Source organism: Pseudomonas sp. microsymbiont 2, from assembly GCF_054788395.1.
In genome coordinates this window covers 524,865-537,260 of sequence record NZ_CM139112.1, presented here as the reverse complement: position 1 = coordinate 537,260, position 12,396 = coordinate 524,865, and the positions used below count along the sequence as shown (strand labels likewise).

Annotated in this window: 9 protein-coding genes; 6 read left to right on the top strand and 3 right to left on the bottom strand. The window is 64.5% G+C overall.

The annotated features are described in order from the left end of the window. The first annotated feature begins 52 nt into the window (after positions 1-52). The gene (locus ACYUME_RS02355; RefSeq protein ID WP_460417976.1) at positions 53-1,273 is read left to right on the top strand and encodes a multifunctional CCA addition/repair protein; all 1,221 of its coding nucleotides are present in this window, start codon (positions 53-55) and stop codon (positions 1,271-1,273) included. Positions 1,274-1,360: 87 nt separating this feature from the next. Here ACYUME_RS02355 and folK read toward each other — a convergent pair whose 3' ends face one another. Both folK and folB read right to left on the bottom strand, forming a co-directional pair. Beyond that, positions 1,361-1,870: a 2-amino-4-hydroxy-6-hydroxymethyldihydropteridine diphosphokinase gene (gene folK, locus ACYUME_RS02350; protein ID WP_460417975.1), complete on the bottom strand. Its 510-nt coding sequence runs from the start codon at positions 1,868-1,870 to the stop codon at positions 1,361-1,363. Continuing rightward, positions 1,861-2,217: a dihydroneopterin aldolase gene (folB, locus tag ACYUME_RS02345; RefSeq protein ID WP_110994292.1), complete on the bottom strand. Its 357-nt coding sequence runs from the start codon at positions 2,215-2,217 to the stop codon at positions 1,861-1,863. Before folB ends, folK begins: the two co-directional genes overlap by 10 nt. 74 nt (positions 2,218-2,291) lie before the next feature. On the opposite strand from folB, the gene plsY reads away from it, so the two are divergent. Continuing rightward, a complete protein-coding gene (gene plsY, locus ACYUME_RS02340; RefSeq protein ID WP_279884852.1) occupies positions 2,292-2,861 on the top strand; it encodes a glycerol-3-phosphate 1-O-acyltransferase PlsY in 570 nt (189 codons plus the stop codon). A 25-nt stretch (positions 2,862-2,886) separates the two neighbouring features. Here plsY and tsaD read toward each other — a convergent pair whose 3' ends face one another. Beyond that, positions 2,887-3,912, bottom strand: coding sequence for a tRNA (adenosine(37)-N6)-threonylcarbamoyltransferase complex transferase subunit TsaD (tsaD, locus tag ACYUME_RS02335; protein WP_279884853.1), 1,026 nt, complete (start codon positions 3,910-3,912; stop codon positions 2,887-2,889). Between the two features lie 205 nt (positions 3,913-4,117). On the opposite strand from tsaD, the gene rpsU reads away from it, so the two are divergent. The 4 genes from rpsU (at position 4,118) to ACYUME_RS02315 (ending at position 12,383) form a co-directional block, all read left to right on the top strand. After that, positions 4,118-4,333, top strand: a complete 216-nt coding sequence (rpsU, locus tag ACYUME_RS02330) for a 30S ribosomal protein S21 (protein ID WP_003255575.1) — start codon at positions 4,118-4,120, stop codon at positions 4,331-4,333. A gap of 279 nt (positions 4,334-4,612) precedes the next feature. Next, on the top strand, positions 4,613-6,601 hold the full coding sequence (dnaG, locus tag ACYUME_RS02325) for a DNA primase (RefSeq protein WP_279884854.1): 1,989 nt from the start codon (positions 4,613-4,615) through the stop codon (positions 6,599-6,601). Between the two features lie 67 nt (positions 6,602-6,668). After that, complete coding sequence (gene rpoD / locus ACYUME_RS02320) at positions 6,669-8,519, top strand: RNA polymerase sigma factor RpoD (protein WP_279884857.1); 1,851 nt, start codon at positions 6,669-6,671, stop codon at positions 8,517-8,519. Positions 8,520-8,639: 120 nt separating this feature from the next. Beyond that, a complete protein-coding gene (locus tag ACYUME_RS02315) occupies positions 8,640-12,383 on the top strand; it encodes an EAL domain-containing protein (RefSeq protein WP_460417974.1) in 3,744 nt (1,247 codons plus the stop codon). The last annotated feature ends 13 nt before the right edge of the window (positions 12,384-12,396 follow it).

Here is a 12,396-nt window from a genome sequence, read left to right as displayed (position 1 = left end):
CACCGCCATTGCTGGCGACAAGGTATCCTGTCGCCAGCAATGGAGGTTGCACATGCAGATCTACAAAGTTGGCGGCGCCGTGCGCGACCGCCTGCTCGGCCTACCGGTCAGCGATATCGACAGACTGGTGGTCGGCGCCACGGTCGAACAGATGCAGGCGCTGGGCTATCGCCCGGTCGGCGCCGATTTTCCGGTGTTCATCCACCCCAAGACCGGCGAGGAATACGCCCTTGCCCGCACCGAGCGCAAGAGCGGTCGCGGTTACGGCGGGTTCACCTTTCACGCCAGCCCCGAAGTCACCCTCGAGCAAGACCTGATTCGTCGAGACCTGACGATCAACGCAATGGCCGAGGACGATCACGGCAACCTGTACGACCCCTACCATGGCAAGGCCGATCTCGAGCAACGCATCCTACGCCATGTTTCGCCGGCATTCGCCGAAGATCCCCTGCGCGTCCTGCGCGTTGCCCGCTTCGCCGCCCGCTTCGCGCCCCTTGGCTTTCGCGTGGCCGATGAGACCCTGGCGCTGATGCGCCAGATCGCCGAGTCGGGCGAGCTGCAGGCGCTGACCGCCGAACGCGGCTGGAAGGAAATCGAACGCGCGCTGATGGAAGAGCAGCCCCAGGTATTCATCGAGGTGCTGCGTGCCTGTGGCGCCCTGAAGGAACTGATGCCCGAGCTCGACGCCCTGTTCGGCGTGCCACAGCCGGCGGCGCACCATCCCGAGATCGACAGCGGCGTGCATACCCTGTCGGTACTGCAACAGGCCGCCCGGCACCATCAGCCATTGACCGTGCGCTGGGCCTGCCTGCTGCACGACCTGGGCAAGGGCACCACGCCCGAGGCGGATTGGCCACGGCACATCGCCCACGAAGTGCGCGGCCTGAAGCTGATCAAAGCGGTGAACCAGCGCTTCAAGGCACCGCGCGACTGCCAGGAGCTGGCGCTGCTGGTGGGCGAATTCCACACCCACTGCCACCGCGCGCTGGAGCTGCGGCCATCGACCCTGCTCGAGCTGCTGCAGAAGTTCGATGTGTACCGGCGCCCGCAGCGGTTCGAGGAGTTCATCACCGCCTGCGAGATGGACGCCCGCGGCAGGCAGGGGCTGGAGGACCGCGATTATCCACAGGCCGCGTACCTGCGTGACGCGGCAAAGGTTGCCAGGGCGGTGGATGTGAAACCGCTGATCGAGCGGGGACTATCGGGACAAGCGCTGGGGGAAGCGCTGAAAAAAGAAAGGCTCCAGGCGCTCAAGGCCTACAAAGACCGTTGATCGTACGGCCTGGTCCGCTCCCACAGGATTCCCACTGCCTCATGCGCGGTGCAGTCCCTGTGGGAGCGGGTTTACCCGCGATGCCGCTCAAGGTTGCGTGAGCTGCAACCCCCGCCACTCGAACGGTACCGGCGCCAGAACCTGGTCGATGCTCGCCTCGTGCCACAGCTGCGCCATGCTCTTGCCAACGCCCGGATGCATCAGCTCCGGTGCCAGCAGCGACAGCGGCCACAGCACGAAGGCATTCTTCAGGATTTCCGCACGCGGCAGCACCAGCCCGTTGAACGTGCCGTGCAAGTCGTCATACATCAGCACGTCGATATCCAGCGGCAAGCCCTTGCGGTCCGGGGCGTAGCGGCCGTTGTCGGCCTCGATGAACTTGAGCCGGCGGTCGAGTTCCAGCAGCGGCAGCTCGGTACGCCCACGCACCACCAGGTTGTAGAACGGGCCGCTCTTGATCCCCACGGCCTGGCTCTCGAACACTGCCGAGCAGTGCATGTCAGCGAGAATCCCCGCCAATGCATCGAGCCCCGCGCACAAGTGCCGCTCGCGGTCGATGTTGCTGCCCAGCCCGAGGTAAACCGTGCTCAGAGACATCCGCGCTCGATCTCCACGCCAACGCCGCCACGAGCCGCCGGGACCGCGCCAGGCTTGGTCAGCTTCAGCCGCACCCAGGGGATGTTGAACTCCGCCATCAGTACCGCCACCAGACGCTCGGCGAAGGTCTCCACCAGCTCGAAGCGCGCCTGCTCGGCGAAGGCCTGGACACGCGCCGAGACACTGGCGTAATCCAGCGCCAGCGACAGGTCGTCACCTGCGGCGGCTGGACGGTTGTCCCAGGCGAAACTCAGGTCCAGGCGCAGGCACTGGCGAATATCCCGCTCCCAGTCATAGGCACCGATCACGGTATCGACTTCCAGGCCTTCGATGAACACTCTGTCCAAGCACTTCTCTCCACAGCACGACAAGGGCGACGGGCGCCGTTAGAATCAGGGCGTCCTCGCCCGGAATAGTTAGCATGTTTTGGTCACTGGCGCTGCTTGCCTACCTGCTCGGCTCTCTGTCCTTCGCCATCGTCCTGAGCCGCCTCAGCGGCAGCCCCGACCCGCGTTCCAGCGGCTCGGGCAATGCTGGCGCGACCAACATGCTACGCCTGGCCGGGCGCAAGCTGGCGATCCTGACGCTGCTCGGCGACCTGTGCAAGGGCATGCTGCCGGTGCTGCTGGCCCGCCTGGCCGGGCTCGACCAGCAGGAGCAGGCCTGGGTCGGCATCTGCGCGGTGCTCGGCCACCTGTTCCCGGTGTACTTCCGTTTCCAGGGTGGCAAAGGCGTTGCGACCGCCGCCGGCATGCTCATGGCGCTGTACTTCCCGGCCGCCCTGCTGGCCATCGGCGCCTGGCTGCTGACGTTCTACCTCACCCGCACCAGCTCCCTCGCCGCGCTGATCGCCACACCGCTGACACTGCCGCTGTTGGCGTGGCGCGAACCCGAGGCGCTGCTGCCGATGACCGTGCTGACCGTGCTGATCGTCTGGCGCCACCGCAACAATCTACGCGACCTGTTCGCCGGGCGCGAACGCCATTTCTGAGGCACTCGCATGAGCCCGGCCCCATTCATACCGCCGGCAGCTGCTCCATCGGCCAGCGCGCCTGCACGCTGATCGCCAGGTCCTGCTGCTGCCCGGCCAGCAGGCGCTGGCAACCGGCATAGGCGATCATCGCGCCGTTGTCGGTGCAGAACCGCGGACGCGCGTAGTAGACGTTGCCCTTGATGCTGGCCAGCATCTCTTCCAGAGAAACGCGCAAGGCCTTGTTGGCGCTCACGCCACCGGCGATGACCAGCCGCTTGAGACCGGTCTGCTTGAGGGCGCGCTTGCACTTGATCGTCAGCGTCTCCACGACCGCCTGCTGGAAGGCGAGCGACACGTCGCTGCGGGTCTGCTCGTTGTCGTCCCCGGCATCGCGGCATTGCTGCCAGGTGTTCAAGGCGAAGGTCTTCAGGCCGCTGAAGCTGAACTGCAGGCCCGGCCGATCGCACATCGGCCGTGGGAACACGAAGCGCCCGGGCGTGCCCTGCTCGGCCAGGCGGGCAATTTCCGGGCCGCCCGGATAATTGAGGCCGATCAGCTTGGCGGTCTTGTCGAAAGCCTCGCCGGCTGCGTCGTCCAGGCTCTCGCCCAACAGTTCGTAGCGGCCGATGCCATCGACCCGCACCAGCTGGGTATGACCGCCGGACACCAACAAAGCGACGAACGGAAACTCCGGCGGTTGTTCCTCGAGCATCGGGGCCAGCAGATGGCCTTCCATGTGGTGGACGCCGATCGCCGGAATGTCCCAGGCGAACGCCAGGGCCTGGGCACAGGAAGCCCCGACCAGCAACGCGCCGACCAGGCCGGGACCCGCGGTGTAGGCGATGGCGTCGATCTCGGTGGCGACGCGGTCGGCCTCTTGCAACACCTGGCGGATCAGCGGCAGCATGCGCTTGACGTGGTCGCGCGAGGCGAGCTCGGGCACCACGCCGCCATAGACGCGGTGCAGGTCGATCTGGCTGAACAGCGCGTCGGCCAGCAGGCCGCGCTCACTGTCGTATAATGCGACGCCAGTTTCGTCGCAGGATGTTTCCAATCCCAGTACTAGCATGGGTCCGTGCCTTGTGGAGGCTGAATTCGAAGGCGCGCATGATAGTCCCCGTGCCCGGTGCCGACCAGCGGTTTTCGATCAGAGGCTTTGCATTCCGGCCAGCTAAGGGTTAACATCCGCAACCCTTGAAAACCGACGTTCTCCAGCACACCTTATGTTTTGCCAGGAGCACGTCTACCCCGGTAATGAATTAAGGTAGCCCTGGATGCCAGCCGTCAAAGTTAAAGAGAACGAACCCTTCGACGTAGCTCTGCGTCGTTTCAAGCGCTCCTGCGAAAAAGCCGGTGTACTGGCTGAAGTTCGTAGCCGCGAGTTTTACGAGAAGCCGACCGCCGAGCGCAAGCGCAAAGCCGCTGCCGCTGTAAAGCGTCACGCCAAGAAAGTTCAGCGCGAACAGCGCCGCGCCGTTCGTCTGTACTAAGTACAGCCGTTCTACGCAAAGCTTCTGCCCCGCCCGGCCTCGTGCCGGGCTGATGGCAGCGGTCGTTTCAAACCCTTGGCCATGCGCCACGGGCGCCCCGGCAAAAGCCACGGGCAACCTGCCTCAACGCGTCAGAACTGGCCACCGGCCAGGCGTGCACGTCCTTTCTGACGAGCCCTTCACGGGCTGGTGACGAGCACACACCCCCTCAAGCATTTCCCCACGCCAAAGCCACGCACAAGCGTTTAGACTTGCCAGCTGCCAGATGACGAGACTGCCATGGCCGGGCTGATTCCCCAGAGCTTCATCGATGACCTTCTCAACCGCACCGACATCGTCGACGTGGTGAGTTCGCGCATCCAACTGAAGAAGACCGGCAAGAACCTGTCCGCCTGCTGCCCGTTCCACAAGGAAAAGACCCCTTCCTTCACCGTCAGCCCCGACAAGCAGTTCTACTACTGTTTCGGCTGCGGCGCTGGTGGCAACGCGCTCGGCTTCGTCATGGACCACGACAACCTGGACTTCCCCCAGGCGGTCGAGGAGCTGGCCCGCGCGGCCGGCATGGAGGTGCCACGGGAGGAAGGCCGCCGTGGCCAGAAGCCGCGCCAGCCGACCGACTCGCCGCTGTACCCGCTGCTCGAGGCCGCCGCCGAGTTCTATCGACAGGCCTTGCGCGGCCACCCCACCCGCAAGGCGGCGGTGGACTACCTCAAGGGCCGCGGCCTGTCCGGCGAAATCGCCCGCGACTTCAGCCTCGGCTTCGCCCCGCCGGGCTGGGACAACCTGCTCAAGCACCTGGGCGCCGACTCACTGCAGCAAAAGGTGATGATCGACGCCGGGCTGTTGATCGAGAACGCCGAAAGCGGCAAACGCTACGACCGCTTCCGCGACCGGGTGATGTTCCCCATCCGCGACAGTCGCGGCCGAATCATCGCCTTTGGCGGACGGGTGCTGGGCGACGACAAGCCCAAGTACCTCAACTCCCCTGAAACCCCGGTATTCCACAAGGGCCAGGAACTGTACGGCCTGTACGAGGCCCGCAAGCACAACCGCAACCTCGACGAGATCATCGTGGTCGAGGGCTACATGGATGTCATTGCCCTGGCCCAGCAGGGCCTGCGCAATGCCGTGGCCACCCTCGGCACGGCGACCAGCGAAGAACACCTCAAGCGCCTGTTCCGCGTGGTGCCCAGCGTGCTGTTCTGCTTCGACGGCGACCAGGCCGGGCGCAAGGCTGCCTGGCGTGCCCTGGAGTCGACACTGTCGAGCCTGCAGGATGGCCGGCGCGCACGCTTCCTGTTCCTGCCCGAAGGCGAGGATCCGGACAGCCTGGTGCGCGCCGAAGGTACCGATGCCTTCCAGGCACGCATCAACCAGCATGCCCAGCCGCTGGCCGACTACTTCTTCGAACAGCTGAGCAACGAGGCCGACCCACGATCGCTGGAAGGCAAGGCGCACATGGTCACGCTGGCCGCACCGTTGATCGAAAAGGTTCCCGGCGCCAACCTGCGCCAGCTGATGCGCAACCGCCTGAAAGACATCACCGGCCTCGACCCGCAGCAGATGGAACAGCTGGCCCAGAGCGCCCCTGCATCCAACGTGCCGGACTACGACCCAGGCTACGACTACGACGCCATGGTCAGCTACACGCCGGACCATGGCGACCTGCAGTACCAGCCCGACTACGCACCGCAACAGCAGGAGCAGCGCCCCTGGACGCCGAACAAGGGCGGCGGCAAGAAACAGTGGGACGGCAAGCCGTGGGACAAGAAAGGCGGCAAGCCCTGGCAGCGCGACGGCCAGCGCGGCGAAGCCCCGCCCCGGGTACCGGCGCCGGTCGAGCCGCCGACGCTCTCGGCCCTGCGCACCCTGCTGCACCACCCGCTGCTGGCCGGCAAGGTCGAGGACGCCAGCCACTTCGCCGACGAAGAACAGCTGTACAGCCAGCTGCTGGTGGCACTGATCGAGGCCGCGCAGAAGAATCCTAAGCTAAGCTCTATGCAGCTGATCGCACGCTGGCATGGCACCGAGCAGGGCCGCCTGCTGCGGGCGCTGGCCGAAAAGGAGTGGTTGATCGATGCCGACAACCTTGAACAACAGTTTTTCGACACTATAACTAGCTTGTCCGCTCGCCAGCGCGAGCGCAGCCTGGAACATCTGCTCAGGAAAGCACGTCAAAGCGAGTTGAGCGCAGAGGAAAAATCTCAGCTGCTGGCCCTGCTGAGCCGCAATGTTCCCGCACAAAACCCGACCTCATCTGGCGCGTGAGGTCCATGCTCGGGTATAATCCTCGGCTTGTTTTTTGCCCGCCAAGACCTTCAGTGGATAGGGTGTTATGTCCGGAAAAGCGCAACAGCAATCTCGTATCAAAGAGTTGATCACCCGCGGTCGTGAGCAGGGCTACCTGACTTACGCGGAGGTCAACGACCACCTGCCAGAGGATATTTCAGATCCGGAGCAGGTGGAAGACATCATCCGCATGATCAACGACATGGGGATCAACGTATTCGAGAGTGCTCCGGATGCGGATGCCCTGTTGTTGGCGGAAGCCGACACTGACGAAGCCGCAGCCGAAGAGGCCGCCGCAGCGTTGGCGGCAGTAGAGACCGATATCGGCCGCACGACCGACCCGGTGCGCATGTACATGCGCGAAATGGGTACCGTCGAGCTGCTGACCCGCGAAGGCGAGATCGAAATCGCCAAGCGCATCGAGGAAGGCATCCGCGAAGTCATGGGCGCCATCGCTCACTTCCCGGGTACCGTCGACTACATCCTCAGCGAATACGATCGTGTCACCTCCGAAGGTGGCCGCCTGTCCGACGTCCTCAGCGGTTACATCGACCCTGACGACAATATCGCCGCGCCGACCGAGGAAGTACCGATTCCAGGTGCCAAGGCCGCCGCCGCGAAGGAAGAAGAAGACGACGACGACGAAAACGCTGAAAGCAGCGACGACGAGGAAGAGGCCGAAAGCGGCCCGGATCCGGTCGTGGCCGCACAGCGCTTCGGTGCCGTCAACGATCAGCTGGTCATCACCCTCAAGGTGCTGAAGAAGCACGGTCGCACGCACGCCGAAAGCATTGGCGCCATGCAGGCGCTGGCCGATCTGTTCATGCCGATCAAGCTGGTGCCCAAGCAGTTCGACGCCCTTGTGGAGCGTGTGCGCGGCGCGCTTGACCGCCTGCGCCAACAGGAACGCGCCATCATGCAGCTGTGCGTGCGTGATGCCCGCATGCCGCGCGCCGACTTCCTGCGCCTGTTCCCGAGCAACGAGACCGACCAGACCTGGTCCGGCGACCTGGCCAAGCGCAACACCAAGTGGGCCGCCGCCCTGGGTGAGAAGGACGCCGCGATCGTCGCCTGCCAGCAGAAACTGATCGACCTCGAGACCGAGACCGGCCTGACCGTGCTCGAAATCAAGGAAATCAACCGCCGCATGTCCATCGGCGAGGCCAAGGCCCGCCGCGCCAAGAAGGAAATGGTCGAGGCGAACCTGCGTCTGGTGATCTCCATCGCCAAGAAGTACACCAACCGCGGCCTGCAGTTCCTCGACCTGATCCAGGAAGGCAACATCGGCCTGATGAAGGCGGTGGACAAGTTCGAATACCGTCGCGGCTACAAGTTCTCGACCTACGCCACCTGGTGGATTCGCCAGGCGATCACCCGCTCGATCGCCGACCAGGCGCGCACCATCCGTATTCCGGTGCACATGATCGAGACGATCAACAAGCTCAACCGCATTTCCCGCCAGATGCTGCAGGAAATGGGTCGTGAACCGACCCCGGAAGAGCTCGGCGAGCGCATGGAGATGCCTGAGGACAAGATCCGCAAGGTGCTGAAGATCGCCAAAGAGCCGATCTCCATGGAGACCCCCATCGGTGACGATGAAGACTCCCACCTGGGCGACTTCATCGAGGACTCCACCATGCAGTCCCCGATCGACGTGGCCACGGTCGAAAGCCTCAAGGAAGCGACCCGTGACGTGCTCTCGGGCCTGACCGCACGCGAAGCCAAGGTGCTGCGCATGCGTTTCGGCATCGACATGAACACCGATCACACCCTCGAAGAAGTCGGCAAGCAGTTCGACGTGACCCGCGAGCGGATCCGTCAGATCGAAGCCAAGGCGCTGCGCAAGCTTCGCCATCCGACGCGAAGCGAGCACCTGCGCTCCTTCCTCGACGAGTAAAAGACCAACCCCGGCCCAGGCCGGGGTTTTTCTTATGTGACAAAAGGTCGTGGGCGGCGCCCTACCACGGGCAGGATGCCCGTCTACACTCGAATCAGTCCCCCTGATCGAGAGGCCGCTATGCCCCTGATGCCGGCCCTCCTGTTGTTGATCCTGCTCGCCTGGAACACAACGGCCGGCGCCTTGACCCTGACTGACGAGGAACAAGCCTGGCTCAGCGCCCACCCGCAGCTGCGCCTGGGCGTCGACGCTTCATGGCCGCCGTTCGAATTTCGCGACCAGGAGGGTCGCTACCAGGGATTGGCCGCCGACTACATCGCCCTGATCCAGGACCGGCTCGGCGTCACGCTCAAGCCGATCGAGCCCAGCTCCTGGACCGAAGTGCTCGAACAGGCACGCAAGAGCCGCATCGACCTGCTACCGGGCATCATGTCCACGCCTGAACGGCAGAACTACCTCGCCTTCACCCGCCCCTACCTGGACTTCCCGATCGTCATACTGGCCCACTCCGGTGGCGCGCAGCCGCGCAACCTCAAGGACCTGTACGGCCTGAAAGTCGCCGTGGTGGAAAACTACGCACCCCACGAACTGCTGCGCACCCATCATCCGGACCTCAACCTGGTGGCGCTGCCCAACGTCAGTTCCGCGTTGCAGGCATTGGCGACCGACGAGGTGGATGCGGTGGTGGGCGACCTTGCCTCGAGCATCTGGAGCCTGCGTCAGCTCAAGCTCGAGGGCCTGTATGTCAGTGGCGAGACCCCCTACCGCTACCAACTGGCCATGGCTGCGCCGCGCAGCCAGAAGGTGCTCGTCGGCATCCTCGACAAGGTCATGGCCGACATGAGCAGCAGCGAAATCAGCCATATCCAGCAGCGCTGGGTAGGCAACGTCGTCGATCAGCGGACCTTCTGGCACGATGTACTGCTGTACGGGCTGCCAGCGGTGCTGGTACTGATGGCGATACTCGCCGTCGTGATCCGCATCAACCGCCGCCTGAGCTCGGAAATATCCCGTCGCATCGCCCTGGAACAGGAACTGCGCAGCAGCGAATACCACTATCGCGGCCTGGTCGAAAGCCTGTCGGCGGTCGCCTGGGAGGCCGACGCCAACGATTTCACCTTCAGCTACGTGTCCCCCCACGCCGAGGACCTGCTCGGCTACCCCATGGGCGAATGGCTCAAGCCAGGCTTCTGGCGCAGCATCCTGCATCCGGAGGATGCCCTGTGGGCGCAGGCCTACTGCGACAGCGAGACGGCGGCCGGGCGTGATCACAGCCTCGACTACCGAGTGATCCGCGCCGATGGACACACCCTGTGGGTGCGCAATATCGTCAGCATGATCGAGCACGGCCACAAGCCGCTGATGCGCGGACTGATGATCGATATCAGCGAAACCAAGCACACCGAGGATGCCCTGCGCCTGTCGGAACAGAAGTTCGCCTCGGTGTTCCAGCAGTGCCCGGACATCCTGATCATCGCCCGGCACAGCGACGGCTGCCTGCTGGAGGTCAACGAAGCGTTCGAGGAACAGATCGGTCTCAGCCCGGCACAAGTGATCGGCCGCACCGCCACCGAGCTGGGCCTGTGGGGCGTCGTGGGCACCGGCCCGGCGCTGCTCGAACGCCTGCACCGCGGCGGTGTGCGCAACCTGGAGATGACCTTCCGCCGCAGCAACGGACAGCTGTTCACCGGCCTGACTTCGGCCGAGACCTTCGACCTGGACAGCACACCGGCCTTGGTGGTGGCCATCCGCGACATCAGCCAGCTCAAGGAAACCCAGCAGAAACTGCAAACCTCCGAAGAAAAGTTCGCCAAGGCCTTCCACGCCTCCCCCGATGGCCTGCTGCTGTCGCGCCAGAGCGATGGCTTGCTGATGGAAGTCAACGAAGGCTTCTGTCGCCTGACCGGCTACGTCATCGAGCCGGGCACGGAACAGACCTCGCTGGACCTGGGCATCTGGGTCGACCTCGGCGAACGCCAGCGCATGATCGAGCAGCTCCAGCGCGACGGATTCGTGCGTGACTTCACCAGCCATCTGCGCCGCAGCGATGGGCAGATCCGTCTGTGCGAGCTGTCGGCGCGACCGCTGCCGATCGGCGGCGTCGATTGCATGCTGACCATCGCCCGGGACATCACCGAACGCCACCTGATGCAGGAGAAACTGCAACTGGCCGCCACGGTCTTCGAAAACACCGCCGAAGGCGTGCTGATCACCGACACCGACCAGCGCATCAGTGCGGTCAACCGTGCGTTCAGCGAAATCACTGGCTACAGCGAAATCGAAGCCCTCGGGCAGACCCCGCGCCTGCTCGCCTCCGGCCAGCACGACAGCGCCTTCTACATCGCCATGTGGCACCAGCTGACCGCCGAGGGCCACTGGCAGGGCGAGATCTACAACAAACGCAAGAATGGCGAGGTCTATCCAGGCTGGCTGACCATCAGCGCCGTGCGCAACCACGAACGCGAAATCACCCACTTCGTCGCCGTGTTCGCCGACATTTCCAGCCTCAAGCATGTCCAGGCCAAGCTCGACTACCAGGCCCACCACGACCCGCTGACCGGCCTGCCCAATCGCGCGCTGTTCGAGAGCCGCCTGCAGTCCGCGCTGAACTGCACCCAGGTCTCCGGCCGTCAGGGCGCGGTCCTGTTCCTGGACCTCGACCGCTTCAAGCACATCAACGACAGCCTCGGCCATCCGGTTGGCGACCTGCTGCTCAAAGGGATCGCCCAGCGCCTCAAGGAACAGGTGCGCGATGTCGATACCGTCGCCCGCCTGGGCGGCGACGAGTTCATCATCCTGTTGCCCGGCCTGCACAAGCCCAGCGACGCCAGCACCATTGCCAACAAGCTGCTGGCCGGCTTCCACGCGCCATTCCAGGCGGGCGAGCACGAGTTCTTTACCAGCGCCAGCATCGGCATCAGCCTGTTCCCACAGGACGGCACCGACGTCGCCACACTGATCCGCAATGCCGACGCCGCCATGTACCGCTCCAAGGCCAAGGGTCGCAATCGCGTCGAGACCTATACTCGCGACCTCACGGCCCAGGCCAGCGAACGCATCGCCCTCGAGCACGAACTGCGCCGCGCCATCGAACGCAACGAACTGAGCCTGTGCTACCAGCCCAAGTTCAGCCTCAAGACCCAGAGCCTGGTCGGCGCCGAAGCCCTGGTACGCTGGACCCACCCCACCTTCGGCGAAGTGCCCCCCGAGCAGTTCATCCACATCGCCGAGGAGAACGGCACCATCCTCCAGCTCGGCGACTGGGTGCTGGAGCAGGCCTGCCGGCAGATGCACGGCTGGAAGAAGACCTACCAGTCCTTCGGCCCGCTCTCGATCAACCTCGCCGGCGCCCAGCTGCGTCAGCCCAACCTGGCCAGACGCATCGAGCAGTTGCTGCGCACCTATCAGCTCAAGGCCGGCGACCTGCAGCTGGAGATCACCGAGAACTTCATCATGAGCCAGGCCGAGGAAGCCCTGAGCGTGCTGCATCAGCTCAAGCAACTGGGCGTGCAGCTGGCCATCGACGACTTCGGCACCGGTTATTCCTCGCTCAGCTACCTCAAGCGCCTGCCGCTGGACATCCTCAAGATCGACCAGTCGTTCATTCGCGGCCTGCCCGACGACCCGCACGACGCGGCCATCGCCCGCGCCATCATCGCCCTGGGGCGCAGCATGCAATTGACGATCATTGCCGAGGGCGTGGAAAACCAGGCACAGCAGCGTTTTCTGGCCGCCGAGGGCTGCGAGCAGATCCAGGGCTACATCGTCAGCCTGCCCCTGCCGCCCGAGGAGTTCGCGGCGACGTTTCTTCGCATAGCACAAACGGATCTTTCGGATGGCACGGTATCGAAACCCTCGTTATAATCCGGCGCACCTG

Coding starts and splice junctions, on each gene's coding strand:
- ACYUME_RS02355 (WP_460417976.1), top strand. CDS start 53: ATGCAGATCTACAAAGTTGGCGGCGCCGTGCGCGACCGCCTGCTCGGC.
- folK (WP_460417975.1), bottom strand. CDS start 1,870: ATGTCTCTGAGCACGGTTTACCTCGGGCTGGGCAGCAACATCGACCGC.
- plsY (WP_279884852.1), top strand. CDS start 2,292: ATGTTTTGGTCACTGGCGCTGCTTGCCTACCTGCTCGGCTCTCTGTCC.
- tsaD (WP_279884853.1), bottom strand. CDS start 3,912: ATGCTAGTACTGGGATTGGAAACATCCTGCGACGAAACTGGCGTCGCA.
- rpsU (WP_003255575.1), top strand. CDS start 4,118: ATGCCAGCCGTCAAAGTTAAAGAGAACGAACCCTTCGACGTAGCTCTG.
- dnaG (WP_279884854.1), top strand. CDS start 4,613: ATGGCCGGGCTGATTCCCCAGAGCTTCATCGATGACCTTCTCAACCGC.
- rpoD (WP_279884857.1), top strand. CDS start 6,669: ATGTCCGGAAAAGCGCAACAGCAATCTCGTATCAAAGAGTTGATCACC.
- ACYUME_RS02315 (WP_460417974.1), top strand. CDS start 8,640: ATGCCCCTGATGCCGGCCCTCCTGTTGTTGATCCTGCTCGCCTGGAAC.